Source organism: Bacillota bacterium (assembly GCA_036504675.1).
GTDB lineage: Bacteria > Bacillota > Sulfobacillia > JAJYWN01 > JAJZPE01 > DASXUT01.
The window spans coordinates 74,190-90,736 of sequence record DASXUT010000147.1 but is presented as its reverse complement, the minus strand read 5'-3'; the positions used below and the strand labels follow the sequence as shown (position 1 = coordinate 90,736).

Sequence of the window (16,547 nt, the reverse complement as noted above, 5' to 3'; positions counted from 1 at the left end):
CCGGTGTACGCGATCATCGTCGGTGGCGGCAAGATCGGCTACTACCTGGGCCGCACGCTGCTTGAGAACCGGCACGAGGTGCTTGTCATCGAGAAGGGTCTCGACCGGTACCGCCACCTCGAGGAGGTCCTCGGCGAGGTCGTCATGCACGGCGACGGGGCCGATGTCCGGGTCTTGGAGAAGGCCGGCATCACCCGAGCCGATGTGGTCGTCGCCGTGACCGGATACGATGAGGACAACCTGGTCATCTGCCAGATGGCCAAGCGGAAGTTCGGGACCAGGCGGGTGGTCGCCAGGGTCAACAATCCGCTCAACGAGGACACCTTCCGGATGCTCGGCATCGATGCCACCGTCTCAAGCACACGGATTATCTATAACCTCCTCGAGGAGGAGGTCGGCCCTGGGACCCTGGTCTGCCTGGCCGCCCTCAGGCGGGGGCGACTGGAAATCATCGAGGTCGGGCTGGCCAACGACTCGCCCATGGTCGGCAAGGCCGTCAAGGAGCTGCGCCTGCCGCTCGACTGCATCCTGCTGTCGGTGGTCCGCGGGGAAGAACTCATCGTCCCCAGGGGCGACACCGTCATCCAGGGCGGCGACTCCATCGTCGCCCTGGTCCGCCAGGACGGGCAGGAGGCTCTCCGCTCGGCCCTCGGCATCTGGTAGTTCCCCGGGACACGGGGACCCGGGATACCCGACTCGACGATCGGCCGAGACAAAAAACGAGGTCGTGACCCCAAGCGGGGTCGCGACCTCGTTCTTTGGGCTGCCTGCGGGACGGCCCGGCACTACTGCCGCCCCGTCACCGCCGCCGTCAGCCGCCGGCCTGGACTTCCCCGGCGGGCGGTCCCTTGCGGACCCCCGGGCCAAGGCCGCAGAACTCCCTGAACCCGGGGAGGATGGCGCTGATCAGACCGGCCAGGACCATGAAGCCGCCGGCCGCGGCCAGCACCGGGACCAGACCGAGGTGGTCGGCAAGCTCGCCGAAGGCCGGGGCGGAAAGGGCGAAGATGAGGTTCAGGGCCGTCAGCCGGAGGGCCATCACCCGGCCGCGGTACTCGAAGGGGGTGACCTCCTGGACCCAGGTGATGGCCGGGGCCATGAAGGCCGTGTTGGCCAGCCCCATGACGAAGTAGATCAGGAAGCCGAACCAGACCGAATGGTTCTGGGAGAGGGCGACGATGGCGACGCCCCCTAAGAGGTAGCCGAGGACGATGAGGCGGGCCTTGTTGAGAATGCGGGTCAATGGTTGCAGGGCCAACGCGACGCCGAACATCCCGACCGCCTGGGCGGCCACGTAATACCCCAGCCAGTGGTCCGGCACGCCGAGCAGTCGAGGCACCGCCACCACCAGCAGGGTGTTGATGCCACCGATGGCCACCAGGGCCAGGCTGGTCGAGATGAGGAGAGCGAGGACGGTCGGGTTGGCCCTGTGATACCTGAGTCCATCCATCAGTTGGGCGAGGAAGCTGGGGCGCTTGGGGGCGATGGCGGCCGGTCCGGGCGGCCGGGCCGACTCGGTCGCCCGCGGGGTGAACCTCGCCGCCACCCGCGAGATGAGCAGGGCCGAGAAGAGGAAGCTCAGCGAGTCAATGTAGAAGGCCGGGGACAGACCGATGAGACCGACGACGACCGCGGCCGCGGCGAACCCGGCCAGGTCGGTGATGTACTTGGTGGAGAAGGAGATGGAGTTGGCGACGACGATTTCTTCCCGGTCGCCCAGGGTCTCGGGCACGGCGGCCAGGACCGCCGGGTCGAAGAACGTGGCGACGCTGGCCATCAGGAAAGCCACCAGATAGACGTACTCGGCCCGGGGGAGGAACGGCACGGTCAGGATGACCAACGCCCGGATCAGGTCGCAGGCGACCATGGCCCGCCGCTTGTCCCAACGATCGACGAGGACGCCGGCGATCGGCCCCAGGATGACCCGGGGCAGACGGGAAGCGATGAGGACGAAGGAGACGGCCGCCGCCGAGCCGTTGGCCAGCCGCATGATGAGGATCCAGAAGGCGACCTCCTCCAGGCGGTCGCCGAGGTATGACCCGGCCTGGGCGATCCAGATCAGACGGAAGTCGCGCCGTCGGAGGACATCAAGGAAACCGATTTCGGGTTTGCTGGAAGCCTGGGCCAACCGCGAGCGCTCCCTTCCCAGGCTTGGCATCCTGGTCGAAATAGGCCGTCTGGTCGAGATGAACTGCCCGAGTGCTTGCCAAAACCCCGGACCCCTTTGAGTATTCCTCACTGATAATTCCAACTCCTGCTATTTCTGGGCCGGCTCCGGAGGCGGTAGACAAAACGCCATTGAATCTTTGTCTACATTCAGGTCGAAAAACCAGACCCCCGGGAGACACCCGAGGGTCTTCATCCATTCGACGTTCAATCCGACGTTCACGGGCGCCGCTGACCCATACCCCGAAGCGTCAGGCTCAGACGAAGAGGGCGGCGAGGACGAGGGTGATCGTCGACAGGAGCTTGATCAGGACGTGGAGCGATGGGCCGGCAGTGTCCTTGAACGGGTCGCCGACGGTGTCACCGACGACGGCCGCCTTGTGCGATTCGGAGCGCTTCCCGCCCAGATGTCCGGCTTCGATGTACTTCTTGGCGTTGTCCCAGGCGCCGCCGCCGGTATTGAGGAAGAGGGCCAGGATGACGCCGGCGATGGTGCCCACCATCAGGAAAGCCGCCACAGCCTCGGCCCTGAGGATCAGGCCGACGAGGACGGGGGTGACCACGACGAGCAGCCCGGGGACGACCATTTCCTTGAGGGCCCCGACGGTGACGATGTCAACGGCCTTGCGATAGTCGGGCTTGGCCGTGCCCTCCATGATCCCGGGGATCTCCTTGAACTGGCGCCGGACCTCCATGATGACGACCTGGGCCGCCTTGCCGACGGCCCGGATGGCCGTCGACGAGAAGAGGAAGACGAGCATTGCCCCGATGAAGGCGCCGATGAAGACCTCGGGCTTGCCGATGTCCACGGGGAACGAAGTCAATCTGCCGTTGGAGGCCTTGATGACCGCGCCGATATAGGCCGAGAAGAGCAGGAAAGCGGCCAGGGACGCGCTGCCGACGGCATAGCCCTTGGTCAGGGCCTTGGTCGTGTTGCCGCTGGCGTCGAGCTTGTCCGTGCGGGCTCGGTACTCCTCGGGGGCCTGGGCCATCTCGGCGATGCCGCCCGCGTTGTCGACGATCGGTCCGTAGGTGTCCATGGCCAGGATGTAGGCGACCACCGAGAGCATGCCCATGGTGGCGACGGCCGTGCCGTAGAGCCCGCCGCCCGGGATGCCGGAGTTGGCTCCGAGCCAGTGGGCGAGGTAGATGGCGATGGACAGGACGATGACCGGGACGGCCACCGACTCCATGCCCACCGACACGCCGGCGATGATGTTCGTCGCCGGGCCGGTCTGGGAGGCGTTGGCGATCTCCTTGACCGGACGGAAGCGATACTCTGTGTAGTACTGGGTGATGTAGACGAAGATCCAGCTGGTGGCAATGCCGACGAGGGCCGCGAACCAGAAGTATAGGTAGTTCACGCCGGGGGCGGAGAGCATCTCCCGGCTGACGAAGTACAGGAAGATGGCGGCCAGGATCGAGGTCACGTAGAAGCCGCGGTTGAGGCCGGCCATGGGCGGCTCATCCTCGCGAACGCGGACGAAGAAAATGCCGACGATCGAGGCGATGATCCCGAAGGCCCGGGCGACCAGCGGGAAGAGGATGCCCTTGACGCCGAAGGCCGGGATCAGGGCGATACCCAGGATCATGGCCCCGATGTTCTCGGCCGCGGTCGACTCGAAGAGGTCGGCGCCACGGCCGGCGCAGTCACCGACGTTATCGCCGACCAGATCGGCGATGACGGCCGGGTTACGCGGGTCGTCCTCGGGGATGCCCGCTTCGACCTTGCCGACCAGGTCGGCCCCGACATCGGCGGCCTTGGTGAAGATGCCTCCGCCGAGCTGGGCGAAGAGGGCGACGAAGCTGGCCCCGAAGCCGAAGCCGACGATCTCGAGGGGCGCGACGTCAGGGTTGGAGGCCCCTCCGTACAGATAGAACAGGGCGGTCACGCCGAGGAGGGAGAGGGTGGTCACGGCCAGGCCGGATACGGCCCCGCCCCGGAAGGCGATGGTCAGAGCGTTGTTGAGGCTCTTCTTGGCGCCGGCGGCCGAGCGCAGGTTGCTGATGACGGCCACGGACATGCCGATGTAGCCCGACAGGGCCGAGGCCGCCGCGCCGGCCAGGAAGGCGACGCTGGTCCGCCAGGAGTGGGTGGCCAACCCGAGGGCGATTCCGACGATGATGGCGAGGATGGCGATGGTGCTGTACTGTCGGTTCATGAAGGCCGAGGCTCCTTGGCGGATGGCCAGGGCCACCTCCTTCATCTGGTCGGTCCCGGTGTCTTGGGCGAGGACGTACCAGATGAGATAGGCAGCGGTGGCGAAGGCGATCACCCCGGCCACCGGGATCATAAAGGTCAAGCTCATTAGTGGTGTCTTCCCTTCCTTTCCAAGCGGGTCGATGATTTGGGCGGGACCGACTTGCCCTGGGTCCCGTTGCCTACCATCCTAATATAAGACCTGATATCAAAACGGTCAACCATGTCTAACTGGGAAAGGCGGTCAGCCATGACGGCGCCGGGCTCCGGGGGCGGGCCGCTGAAGGGGCACCCGGCCGTCACCAAAGCCCCAGCGCGATTCACCCCTATTCTCCCACGGGGCAATCATCCTATCCCTCCAATTCCCTTCTTTACCAGGTTTCCCTATCGCCAACGGAACGTAGACGTTATTCGACCTTTACCGGGTCATTCCTCCCCTTGACCGTCGGCAATGATGAAGGCCGCCCACAGACAGCGAGGGCGGCGCATCCATGCGCCGCCCTCAATGGTCGCTGCCGCCCTCCAGGCCGCCCTCTATTTCTGCAATCCCAGGATATACTGCGTGTCGACCAGCGTCTTGAGGTCCGGCTTCTGCTTGATTAGTCCCTGCTTGAAAAGGAAGTCGACGTCGTAGCCGATGTCCGCCCGGGCCTTCTCCTTCGGGGCCCCGAAGAAGTCCTGGGTCAGCTGAGCCTGCAGGTCCGGATGGTTGAACAGCTTGAAGGTGAGGAGGATCTCTTCCGGCTTGAGCGGTAGGACCTTGGCGACGATCTTGGCCGCGGCGTCAGGGCTCTGGTTCTTCAGCTGGGCCCCCTTCATGTGGCCGGCCAAAAAGGCCCTGACCGCGTCCGGGTTCTTCTTGGCGAAGTCGGTGTTGATGTAGACCACGTCATAGGTCCTGACGACGGCCTTCGAGTCGTCGATCAGCCGGTGGGCCCCGGCCGCCTCGGCCTTGGTCATCCAGGGCTCCCAGTTGGCCACGGCGTCGACGTTTTTGGTCTGGATCGCCGTCACCTGGTCCTCGACGCTCATGTCGTAGATGCTGACGTCCTTGTCGGGGTTCAGGCCGGCGTTGGCCAGGACCTCGTAAAGAAAGCGGTGGACGGTCGAGCCCTTGGCCACGGCGACCTTCTTGCCCCTCAGGTCGGCCGGGGTCTTGATGTTGCTGTCGTTGCGGACCAGGATGCCCTCGCCACCGTCTGACAGGTCGCAGATGGCGATGATGGCCACCCGCGGGTCCTTGGAGGCGGCCACGATGGCCGGGGTCGCGCCCAGGTAACCGAGATCGATGTTGCCGGACAGCATGCCCTCGTTCATCGCCGCGCCGGAGAGGAAGCTCGACTCCTTGATCTCAATCTTCTTGAGGTCGAAGAACCCCTGGTCCTTGGCGATAAAGTAGGGGCTGACGAACACGCCGGGCTGGATGCCCACCCGCACCAGCACCTTCGGCGCGGGCTTCGGCGCGCACCCCGCGACTGTCACCGCCACGAGGGACAGCATGAGCGCGAGGGCGAGGACGTAAAGGCCGATTCTCCCAACTTGGAACCGCACAACCTGCACCTCCGACTTTCCTAATCTCGCGGCGGCCCTTCGGGACCGCCGCCAAGGCTGAAACGGCGGCCGGCCGCCAAGGCTTCATTTCTCGACCCAGAAGGTGATCCGCCGCTCGACGGCCCGCAGAGCGACCTCCATCAGGACCCCGAGGAGTCCGATCACCAGCATCCCCATGATCACGACCTCGGTGACCAGGTAACGGCGGGCGGCGGCGATCATGTAGCCCAGCCCGGCCCTGGCGGCGATCAGTTCGGCGGCGACCAGGCAGGTCCAAGCCACCCCGAGCCCGACCCGCAGGCCGGTCAGGATGCTCGGCACGGCGGCCGGGAGGACGACCCTCAGGTAGATGTCGCGGCCGCCGGCTCCCAGGCTGCGGGCCGCCCGGGCGAGGATGGGGTCGACGTTCTTGACCCCGGCCACGGTGGCCAGGAGGATGGGGAAGAAGGCCCCGAGGAAGATGATGAAGATCTTCGGGCTCTCTTCGATGCCGAGCCAGATGATCGACAGCGGAATCCAGGCCAGGGGCGGGATCGGGCGGAGCAGCTCGATGAGGGGATCGAAGAAGTGCTCGACGTCGCGATAGTGACCCATGGCCAGACCGAGGGGCACGGCGAGGACCGCCCCGGCGGCGAACCCGAGGATCACCCGGCGCAGGCTGATCAGGCTGTTGACGAAGATGGCCCCGTCGCGGATGGCGTCGGCAAAGGCCTGAGCGATGGTCGAGGGGGCCGGGAGGAAGACCGGGTTGACCAGACGCAGGCTGGCGGCCAGCTGCCAGAGGCCGACGAAGCTGACCAACGCGGCCGCGCGGAGGAGCCACGGGCGCCAGGGCCGGCCGTTCGGCAGGGGCGAGGAGATGAGGGTTTCCTCGTCGATGGTCATGGTTGGTCGACCTTCCCCGCCTGCCGGATGAGCTCCCAGATGTGCGACTTGTACACGAGGAGCCTGGGGGAGAAGCGCCGCGCGGCCGGGGCGCGCGGGCCGGGAAGGTCGACTTCGATGAGGTCGATGATCCGACCGGGCGGGCCGGCCATGACCACCACCCGGTCGCCGAGGATGACCGCCTCGTCGATGTTGTGGGTGACGAAAACGATGGTCTTGCCGGTGTCGGCCCAAATCCGGGCGACCTCTTCCTGCAAGGTCTCGCGGGTCTGGGCGTCCAGGGAGCCAAGGGGTTCATCCATCAGCAGGATCTCCGGGTCGTTGGCCAGGGCCCGGGCCAGGGCGACCCGTTGCTTCATTCCCCCCGAGAGCTGCTTAGGATAGGCCTGGAGGAAGCCGTCAAGGCCGACCAGGTGGATGTAGCGGAGGGCGATCTCCCGGGACTCCTTGGGCCCGAGCCCGGTCACCTGGGGGCCGAACTCGACGTTGCCGGCCACCGTCCGCCAGGGGAAGAGGCCGAAGTTCTGGAAGACCATGCCCACTCGCTTGGAGGGACCGGTGACCGGCCCGCCGCCCACGGTGACCGCGCCGGCGCTCGGCGGGATGTGCCCACCGATGATGTTCAGAAGGGTCGACTTGCCGCAACCCGACGGGCCGACGATGGACAGGAACTCGGCCTCGCGGACCTCCAGGTTGATGTCGGAGAGAGCGACGAAGGACTTCTTGACCCGACCGATGTTCTCATAGACCTTGGTCAGGTGGCGGCAGGCGATCTTGGCCGGGGCGGCCGGGCAGCAACAAACAGGGCCGCACCCGGGTTTAAGCTCATCGCAAGTCGCTGGGGTAAACCCGGACACGGACCCTGGAATGGCCGACATGAAGGACCCTCCCACGGGCAGGAGTGTGGCGGGGGGGTGAGGAGAGCGATGGTTGCGGCCACCGGTGGCCTGGCCGGCGGGGCGCCACGCGGCCGGTGGCGACGCTCGTATGATATGCGCGGGCTGGAGCCGGGGTGAGCCGACATAACGCGCCGGGCACGGACAAGAGGTTGACAGAACGAGAGACCCCGAGCGGCCGAAGCCGCGCGGGGTCCTTCGTTTTCGGGGATGCTGCCCCGGGCCTCAGCCCGGGACGGGATGATCATGGGCCGGTGGCCGGCGGCTTGTGGGGAGGAGGACTCAATCTGGTCACCGTCACCGGGAATTCGACCGTCCGCGTATTCGATGCCCGGTCGGTCAGCGTCAGGCGGAAGTGGTAGGCGCCGGGCATCGGCAGGGCGACGGCGGCGACCCGCCGGCCGGCGGGTAGGTAAGCCGGTTTGTGGGCTTGGGTCTTCTCCCAGGCTCCGCCCTCCCTTTGCCTCTCGATCAGGACCAGCGACGGTTCAGTGAGAGTGAACCGCAGGATGGCTGCCGCGCCGACGGTCAGCTGCGGGCCCCCCGTCAGACCGGTGGCGGCGGGCGGGACAGTGTCGACCGCCAGGCGGAAGGTCGAGACCGCCGTGGTCTGCCGGCCGGCGAAGTCCATCACCGTGGCTTCGGCCCGGACCACACCCCCGGGGTTCAGCGGGCTGGTGGTCGTGTCTCCCTCGGCCACCTTGCATGAGCCGCGGTAGACCCCGGAGCCGGGGCGCAGCTCGGTCAGGAGAAGGGCTCCGTCGACGAGGCCGGCGAGGGAGGCCCCGGGGATGGTCAGGACGACGCGTTCGGGATCGGTACGGCCGGGACCGGCGCGCCCGGGACCGGTGCGTCCAGGGCCGTCGCGGCCAGGGCCGGTGCGCCCGGGACCGTCGCGGCCAGAACCCGCGCGGCCTCCGTTCGGACCGGGCCCGATGACCACCTCGAAGGACAGGGTCTCGCCGGAACGATAGTAGGCCACGCCGCCAACCCGCCGTGGCGGAGCGACGAGAGTGAAGCTGGCCACGGCGGGAGCCGGGTGATCGCTCGGGGCCGGGACGGCGACCGGGGCCTGCGCTTCATTCCCGGCCGCGTCCACGGCCCGGACCGTGACCTGAAGGTTCTGATAGCCTGTCGCACCCGTATAGGCGCCGCTGTAGTGACCCGGAAGCGAGGGGTCCTCAGCCATCGGGACGGTGAGAGCCATGGCCGCCTGTGATCGGATGGCGTCGCCGGTGGAGGTGGGAGCGGTCAGGACAGCCGGGGTGGTCAGGACGGCCTCCGCCGTCAGGCCCGTTTCGCTGACGAGGCTGATCGCCAGGGCCTCCGCGCCCGCGGCCGGGGTCACGCGGGCCTCGGCGCTGACGATGGTCGGGGGAACCGTGTCGACCAGGCAACCCAGGCCGAGGGCGGTATCCCACGTGGCCCCCGTCGGATCGGTCGCCCGGACCGCCAGGTTAAGGTCGCGCCAATAGCCGGCATCAGGCGGGATGGGGATCACCGCCGAATAGACCTGGCCGCCGTCCTCAACGAAGCTGCCGGCGATCGGCGTACCGGGCCCGAAGGCCGACCCGTCCGGGCTTTGCTGATAGGTGAGCACATAGGATGCCGCCACGCCGGGCTGTCCGGGGAAGCCCACCGTGATGACGTCACCAGCCCGCAGCCAGCCACTCTCGGGGGCGGCCCTCAGGATGGGGACTCCGAGGGCGGTTGTCGCGGACACGGTGGGACCGTCGGCGCTCCAGTTGCCGGCCGGGTCGCCGGCTTCGACCTTGAAGCTGTGGGCCGTATTCTTGGTCAACCCCGTGATTTGGTGGGCCGTGGCCGCCGTCTCGGCGGCCAAGAACCCGTCTTGGTACAGTCGATAGTCGATCACGGCCACGTTATCGGCGGCCGCCGGCCAGGTCAGGACCAGGCCGTCCTCGGTGACCGCCGAAGGGGCCAGAGAGGCAGCGGCCGGCCAAGTCGGGGGCACGTCATCGTGGTCCACCGTCCAGGAGAAGGTCAGGCTGGCGCTGTCGCTCAAAGGGCCGTCCCCCAAGCCGTTCGCCGTGAGGTCGGTCACCGTGACCTTCACGCCATACGGGCTACCCCCGGCGGCCGTGCCTGAGATGGTCCCGGAAATGACCCCCGAATCGGTGTTGATGCTGAGACCGGGCGGTAGGCCGGTGGCCCCATAGGACAGGGGGTCACCGTTGTCGTCGGAGCCGATGACCGCCAGGGTCACGGCCTGACCCTCGAGGTTGCGCTGGTCGGCCACGGGGGCCAGGACGGGCGGGACATCGGCGATGGTCAACATGGCGGTGCCTGTCGTCCCGGTGATGCTCAAGTCCCCGGTGAAGGTGGCCGTGTAGGCCGAGGGGCCGGCCGGTGTGCCGAGAGGGACGACCCAGGACAGCGCCGCCCGACCGGAGGCGTCAGTGGTCGAGCGGCCGACGCCGACCGCACCGACGGCGAAATCGATCACCCGCCCGGCGACCGTAGGGGTCAGGGTGGCCTCGAGGCAGGCGGTGGACCCCGGCTTGCCACTGACTTCGACGGCCGTTAGGACCCCGACGGCCGGGCCGACCTCAAGGGCCAGCGGCGGCGAGTCGCTCCCCTTGAAGGCCGCATCACCGGCGTAGATCGCCGTCAGGTTGTGCCCCCCGATGGCCAGGGTGGACCGGGTCAGGCTGGCTCGCCCGCCCGCCAGGACCGCCATCCCCAGGTCGGCTGCACCGTCCCTGAAGGCGACCGTGCCCGTAGGCGTCCCGCTGCCGTTGGCTGGCCTAACCGTGGCGGTCAGGATCACCGGCTGCCCGAACGTCGCCGGGTTGACATCGCTGGTCAGCGTGGTCACCGTCGGCCGGCCCAGGGCGACGGCATCGGTGGCCGTATTGTTCGCCGGACTCACGTCGCCGCCTCCGCTGATGGTGACGGTCACGGCGGCGGTCGGGGGCGGGGGAGAGGCCATCTCCACCCACAGGAAGATGGGCTCGTACGAGGCTCCCGGCTTCAAGGCATCCGAACGCGTGCACCGTAACGGGTTGAAGGTCGGCTTCCAGTTCAGGGCACTGATGATCTGGGCCGAGAGACCGGGGGACAGGGACATGTCCACCGTGACAGGGCCATCCGTGGGCCCGCTCCCAACGTTTCCGACGTCGATCACGAACTGCCCGTAACTGCCTGGGACGAAGTCCATTGGGTGGCCTACCGATACCCTCAGGTCAGGTGAGGCGGCCTCCGTCGCCGCCGCCGCCGACGGCGACAGGAGGGCCAGCGGGGTGAAGCCCACCGCCAGGAGCAGCATCAACCACAGACCAAAGCGGACCATTGGGAGCAGGCCGGAAAGGCGTTGAACCAGACTTCTGCGCTCTTCCATCGATCGTGGCCTCCTTAGGGCTCAGATTCCCGGACCGGAAAAAGCAGGCGCGCCAGAGTATGCTCTGACGCGCGTCCGTGCGCCCAGCAGGATGAGTCCTTACGGTCGGCGATGGAACTGGTGGCCGCCAACTCATGGTGCTGGGCGCTGATGTTGAGGGTGGCGAAAGCAGCAGGCCTCGGGGCAGCCTAAGCTATCCGGTGCCGCCCGGTCCAGATTCGACAAACCGGGGAGGCCTGTCGAGTTGATTCTACCAGTTACTCCCAAACGGTGTCAAAGCCTTGACCCCGCAGCCAGATGGGGGCGCCGGCATCAGCAGGGCCAGCCCCAGGGGACACGGACTATCAACTCAGGGTTTCGCGGTCGCCAACCGGCGTGGTTCGCCTGGGCCGGAGATAATCCCCCCGGCAACGCTTGATAATAAAGCCAAGACCCGGAAGCTGCCGGCGGGCGGCTGACGGAAGCGTCGGGGAAAATGGAGACCTACGCCGACGGCTTCCGGAACCCCTACGGGCGGCCTTTGCCCCCGACGGGACGCTCTACGCGACCAACCTCGGTTACGACGACCGCGGCGGCCGGGCGGTCAAAGACAGCCCCGACTGGGTCGAGAAAGTCAAGCCGGGGGCCTGGTACGGCTGGCCAGACTTCGCCGGAACGACGCCCCTGAGCGACCCGAAGTTCGCCTCCGACCGCGGCCAGAACCGCGACCCGCTGATCAAGAACCCGCCGCTGGTCGAGCCGCCCTTCGTCGGCCTGACCACCCATGAGTCGCCGACCAAGACCGCCGTAGGGACGGCGGCCTTCGGGGCTGAGAACGCACTGTTCGTCGGGACCTTCGGCGACGGCCAGCCCCTCACCGGCCGGAACTTCGCCCCGACCCCGGCCGGCGTGCTCAAGATCGACCGGACGACCGGCCAGGTCTCCTGGTTCATCAAGAACAAACGGAAGCCCCGGGCCGGTCGGCTGGTCCAGGGCTTCAAGCGAATCACCGCGGTTCGCTTCGACGAGACGGGTAAGTGCCTCTACGTCTTCGACTTCGGGGTGATGGAGTTCACGACGTTGGCCCCGAACTCGATCCCACGGACTGGAGTGCTGTGGCGGGTGGTGAAGGGGACCGAAGCAACCATCAGGCAGCAAAAACCACGGCCCCATCGCCCAGTCCGCGGCTCCCCCCAATTGATTTGCCCCGGGACTGGCCGGAGCCCGCGAGGCGGCGACCGTCCCCGCCGTCGGGATCGGCCAGGCGGCCTGCGTGACCGCCCAGGCGGTGGCCGACCACTACGGGATCATCGGGGTCCTGCCGGCCGACGTCTACGTCACCTGGCAGCAGACCTCTCGTTACAACGGCGGCAAGCTGAGGGCGGTACGCTCGCTCGACATCCCGGTGGTGGAGATGGCCGACGAGCGGCGGACAGCCGCCCGCCTGATTGAGGTGGCCGGTGAACTCATCTTAGAAGACCGTTGCGACGCGGTCGTCCTGGGCTGCGGGGCGATGCCCGGGGTCAAGGCCGAGATCGAGCGGCGCTATGGGGCGCCGGTGATCGAGCCCACCCCGGCCGCGTTCTGTCTGATCCAATCGCTGATCGCCATGGGCCTGGCCCAGAGCAGGCGGTCGGCTCCCTCACCGACGGTGAAGCACCGGACCTGACCGTTCGAAACGGCTTCCCCTAGCCGCTCTCGCGGATTTCGCCTGTCCCAAAAGAGGGATGTCTGCATATCCGTGGAATACATAGTCCAAACTTTTGGCCCGACCCGCCCATGTCGCCCTCGTCGACGGAGGCGGAGGGCCCGGGTAGAACAACAGGGCATGGAGGGATCAGGGTGAAATCAAGACTCGTGAGGGCGACGGCGGCCGTCTTCATTCTCGCTCTCGTTGTCGGCACGGCCGGGTGCGGAGGTGCGAAGCTTACCAAGCCGTCGGTGGCCGTCTACACCAGTACCAACCAGGTGGTCGTCTTCTGGGACCCGAGCGACAGCTTCTCGAACGAAATCATCGTCCTCAACAACATATACGAAACCTTGCTGCGCTACGACTACAAGCAAAAGAAGACCGTCCCCCTGCTGGCCACCGGCTATCAGGTCTCGCCCGATGGTTTGACCTGGACCTTCGACCTACACAAGGGGGTCAAGTTCCATACTGGGAACGAGATGACCGCCGATGCCGTCAAGTATTCCTTCGAACGCTGCATCAAGCGGGGGAAGGGAGCGTCCTTCATCTGGACCCCGGTCAAGGAGATCAAGGTTCTCAACCCCTATAAGCTGGAGATCGATCTCAAGTTCGCCGCCCCGTTGGACCTGATTGTCGCCTCCGGCTACGGGGCCCACATCTTCGATCCCGAGGTTATCAAGGACAACGGCGAGGACTGGTTCGAGAAAGGCCACGAGGCCGGGACCGGACCATACACGCTGGATTCTTTCAAGGGCAAAGAAGAGGCCATCCTCAAGAAGTTCGATGGCTATTGGGGCGGCTGGCAGGGTAAGCACTTTGACCAGCTGGTCTTCCAGCAGGTCAGCGAAGCCTCGACGAAGGCGCAGATGCTCCAGTCGGGGCAGTCCGACTTCGTTGACCAATTGCCCTTCGAGCAGATCGATCAGCTGAAGAACGACCCTAACGTGACAATCAACGTCTCACCATCCTACCAGAGCCTATTCGGGCTGCTCAATACGAAGAAGGCTCCCCTCGACAACCCGCTCGTCCGTCAAGCCATCTCCTACGCCATGCCCTACGATGAGATTGTCAAAGGGGTAATGAAGGGATACGCCACCCAGTCCCGGGGGGCCGTCCCCAACGGGCTGTGGGGTCACGATGACAACCTCTTTCAGTACTCCTATAACCTGGACAAGGCCAAGGAATTGCTGACCAAGGCGGGGTACCCAAACGGCGGCCTAAAGCTCGTCCTCACCTACGCCTCGGGAGACGAGTTTGAACGGCGGATCGCCGAGTTGATGAAGGCCTCCTTCGCCAAGCTCAATATCAATCTGGAGACGAGGCAGATGGTCTGGGAACCGCAGTGGGACCTGGCCAAAGCGACCGATCCCAAGCAGCGGCAGGACATCTTCCTCTTCTATTGGTGGCCGACGTACGCCGACCCGTATGACTTCCTGGTCAACATGTTCCACACCGAAGATAGCATCAACTTCAACCTGTCATACTACTACAACAAGGAGCTCGACCGGCTGGTCGACGAGGCCCATAGCCTTTCGGGTTCGGACCGGGCGAAGGCCATTCAGCAATACAGCCAGGCTCAGAAGCTGCTCATCGACGACGCGGCCTCGCTGTTCATCTATGACCAGCGATACGTTCGGGCCATCCGCTCGAACCTCAAGGGGTACACGGATAATCCGGCCTACCCGCATGTCGTCTTCTTCTACAACACCTACCGGGAAGGCAAGTAAAGGCCCGGCCGGTCCCGGCCACCAGGCCTGACCGTGCTCGGTCACCCTGAAGAGATCAAGAGTCACGGACGAGGAGGCGGTCCGCCCGGCATGCGGCGTCCACACGCCGCTAGCTGGCCGGCCGCCTCCCCCCATAATCGAATTGGGACGAGGTGACCCTCATGAGGTCGTTCATCATCCGTCGCCTGCTTCTGGGCCTGGTGGTCCTCCTGGGAACGACCATCGTGACCTTTTTCATCGCCCGCGTTGTCCCCTCGAATCCGGCGGCCCGCTGGGTCGGGCCCCGGGCGACGATAGAGCAGATCGAGCGGGCCAAGGTCGAGCTGGGCCTGGACAAGCCGATTTACGTCCAGTACGTCCGCTACATGTCCGACCTGTTCCGGGGCAACTGGGGGGTTTCCATCGTCAGCCACCAGCCGGTGCTCAAGGACATTCAGAACTACCTGCCGGCCTCCCTGGAACTGATCATCAGCGGGATGGTCATGGCCATCATCATCGGCGTCCCCCTGGGGGTAATCTCCGCCTCCCACAAGGACCGAGCGGTCGACCATGTCAGCCGGACCATCTCCATCGGGGCAGTGTCCCTCCCCACCTTCTGGATGGCGATGATCCTGCAACTCGTCTTTTTCAAGTATCTTCGGCTCTTCCCGGTGGGGGGCCGCCTGGACCTGGGCCTCAAACTCGGCTACCAGATCCCCACCGTCACCGGGTCCTACATCGTCGACTCGATCCTGGCCGGCAACCCGGTCGTCTTCTTTAACAGCCTCTGGCACCTTTTCCTACCAGCCCTGACCCTGGCCGCCTACCCCCTCGGGCTGATCGCCCGGATGACCCGGTCGTCGATGCTGGAGGTCCTGAACGAGGACTACATTCGGGTCGCTCGGGCCTACGGGCTTTCCGAGCGGCGGATCACCTACCAGTACGCGCTCAAGAACGCCGTCGCCCCCACGGTGACGGTGATCGCCCTGACCTTTGCTTACTCGATGGCCGGGACCTTCCTCATCGAGGCCGTCTTCAATTGGCCTGGGCTGGGCCACTACGCCGCCAACTCGGTCATCTCCGCCGATTACCCGGCGATCATGGGCGTGACCATCCTCGTGGCCGCCCTCTACGTCGCTCTCAACTTGGGCGTGGATATTATTCACGCCATCCTCGACCCGCGGATCAAGACCAATTGAGAGGAGGGAACGATCGCCCAATGAGTGCCACGGAAATCGGCCGAACTCGAGCTTCCGCTTCGCTGCAGGCCCTTCGCTACGATGTCTACCTTGTCAAGAAGAGCCTCCTGACGATGATCGGATTATTCATCGTCTGCGGCTTGGTCTTGGTCGCCCTCCTCGCCCCGGTCATCGCCCCCTACCCGGGGGACGCCCGCTCGGAAGTTCACACCGAGCGTTCGCTCCTCGCACCGAGCCTGCAGCATCCGTTCGGGACCGATGAGATGGGACGGGACATCTTCAGCCGGGTGGTCTACGGTTCCCGAATCTCGCTAGGGGTCGGCATCTTCACCATCGGCCTGGCCCTCCTCATCGGAGTGCCCCTGGGGCTGTTGGCGGGATTTGTGGGGGGGGGGGTTGACGAAGTGATCATGCGGGTCACCGACGTCTTCCTCAGTTTCCCGCCGCTCCTCCTGGCGACGGCCATCTCGGCCATGCTCGGTCCGAACCTGGTCAACGCGATGATCGCCATCGCCATCGCCTGGTGGCCGTGGTACACGCGGCTCATCCGCGGCCAGGCGATCGCCCTCCGGGAGCGGGGGTTCGTCGAGGCGGCCCGGGCCACGGGGGTCTCACCCATCAAGATTATTTTTCGTCATGTTCTACCCAACGCCATCGCCCCGATCATTGTCCAGGCCTCGATGGATTTTGGTTCGATCATCCTCGAGGCGGCCTCGTTGAGCTTCCTCGGCCTGGGGGCGCAACCACCGCAGCCGGAGTGGGGGCTCACGGTCAGCATCGGGCGCAACTTCTTCATGACCAATTGGTGGTACGTCACCTTCCCTGGGTTGGCAATCTTCCTCACCGTGCTGGGCTTCAACTTCGTCGGCGACGGACTGCGCGAAATCCTCGACCCGAAGACGAGGGAAGTGTAA

12 protein-coding genes are annotated in these 16,547 nt (G+C 66.0%); 5 read left to right on the top strand and 7 right to left on the bottom strand.

Annotated elements, in window-relative coordinates:
• Window positions 1-3 precede the first annotated feature (3 nt).
• Window positions 4-663: an NAD-binding protein gene (locus VGL40_10955; protein ID HEY3315779.1), complete on the top strand. Its 660-nt coding sequence runs from the start codon at window positions 4-6 to the stop codon at window positions 661-663.
• A gap of 148 nt (window positions 664-811) precedes the next feature.
• Here the strand turns inward: VGL40_10955 and VGL40_10950 are convergent, their stop codons facing one another.
• The 7 genes from VGL40_10950 to VGL40_10920 form a co-directional block, all read right to left on the bottom strand.
• A complete protein-coding gene (locus VGL40_10950; protein HEY3315778.1) occupies window positions 812-2,128 on the bottom strand; it encodes an MFS transporter in 1,317 nt (438 codons plus the stop codon).
• Between the two features lie 295 nt (window positions 2,129-2,423).
• On the bottom strand, window positions 2,424-4,475 hold the full coding sequence (locus VGL40_10945; protein HEY3315777.1) for a sodium-translocating pyrophosphatase: 2,052 nt from the start codon (window positions 4,473-4,475) through the stop codon (window positions 2,424-2,426).
• Window positions 4,476-4,900: 425 nt separating this feature from the next.
• Window positions 4,901-5,917, bottom strand: a complete 1,017-nt coding sequence (locus tag VGL40_10940) for an ABC transporter substrate-binding protein (GenBank protein HEY3315776.1) — start codon at window positions 5,915-5,917, stop codon at window positions 4,901-4,903.
• Between the two features lie 84 nt (window positions 5,918-6,001).
• Entirely contained in the window at window positions 6,002-6,802 is an 801-nt protein-coding gene (locus VGL40_10935) for an ABC transporter permease (GenBank protein HEY3315775.1), read from the bottom strand.
• Window positions 6,799-7,680 (bottom strand): ABC transporter ATP-binding protein, encoded by an 882-nt coding sequence (locus VGL40_10930; protein HEY3315774.1) that lies wholly within the window; start codon window positions 7,678-7,680, stop codon window positions 6,799-6,801. The genes VGL40_10935 and VGL40_10930 overlap by 4 nt, the downstream gene beginning before the upstream one ends.
• Before the next feature lie 262 nt (window positions 7,681-7,942).
• Window positions 7,943-11,059, bottom strand: a complete 3,117-nt coding sequence (locus VGL40_10925) for an Ig-like domain repeat protein (protein ID HEY3315773.1) — start codon at window positions 11,057-11,059, stop codon at window positions 7,943-7,945.
• Between the two features lie 557 nt (window positions 11,060-11,616).
• Window positions 11,617-12,000, bottom strand: a complete 384-nt coding sequence (locus tag VGL40_10920; GenBank protein HEY3315772.1) for a hypothetical protein — start codon at window positions 11,998-12,000, stop codon at window positions 11,617-11,619.
• Between the two features lie 251 nt (window positions 12,001-12,251).
• Between VGL40_10920 and VGL40_10915 the strand changes: the two genes are divergently transcribed.
• From VGL40_10915 to nikC, 4 genes are all read left to right on the top strand, one after another.
• Window positions 12,252-12,707: an aspartate/glutamate racemase family protein gene (locus VGL40_10915; GenBank protein HEY3315771.1), complete on the top strand. Its 456-nt coding sequence runs from the start codon at window positions 12,252-12,254 to the stop codon at window positions 12,705-12,707.
• Between the two features lie 173 nt (window positions 12,708-12,880).
• Window positions 12,881-14,455, top strand: a complete 1,575-nt coding sequence (locus VGL40_10910; protein HEY3315770.1) for an ABC transporter substrate-binding protein — start codon at window positions 12,881-12,883, stop codon at window positions 14,453-14,455.
• A 161-nt stretch (window positions 14,456-14,616) separates the two neighbouring features.
• On the top strand, window positions 14,617-15,633 hold the full coding sequence (locus VGL40_10905; protein ID HEY3315769.1) for an ABC transporter permease: 1,017 nt from the start codon (window positions 14,617-14,619) through the stop codon (window positions 15,631-15,633).
• Window positions 15,634-15,653: 20 nt separating this feature from the next.
• Window positions 15,654-16,547, top strand: a complete 894-nt coding sequence (gene nikC, locus VGL40_10900) for a nickel transporter permease (GenBank protein ID HEY3315768.1) — start codon at window positions 15,654-15,656, stop codon at window positions 16,545-16,547.

Bases quoted from the DNA above. Each gene is read 5' to 3' on its own strand.
- nikC (HEY3315768.1), top strand. From the start codon at position 15,654: ATGAGTGCCACGGAAATCGGCCGAACTCGAGCTTCCGCTTCGCTGCAG.
- VGL40_10935 (HEY3315775.1), bottom strand. From the start codon at position 6,802: ATGACCATCGACGAGGAAACCCTCATCTCCTCGCCCCTGCCGAACGGC.
- VGL40_10905 (HEY3315769.1), top strand. From the start codon at position 14,617: ATGAGGTCGTTCATCATCCGTCGCCTGCTTCTGGGCCTGGTGGTCCTC.
- VGL40_10945 (HEY3315777.1), bottom strand. From the start codon at position 4,475: ATGAGCTTGACCTTTATGATCCCGGTGGCCGGGGTGATCGCCTTCGCC.
- VGL40_10925 (HEY3315773.1), bottom strand. From the start codon at position 11,059: ATGGAAGAGCGCAGAAGTCTGGTTCAACGCCTTTCCGGCCTGCTCCCA.
- VGL40_10930 (HEY3315774.1), bottom strand. From the start codon at position 7,680: ATGTCGGCCATTCCAGGGTCCGTGTCCGGGTTTACCCCAGCGACTTGC.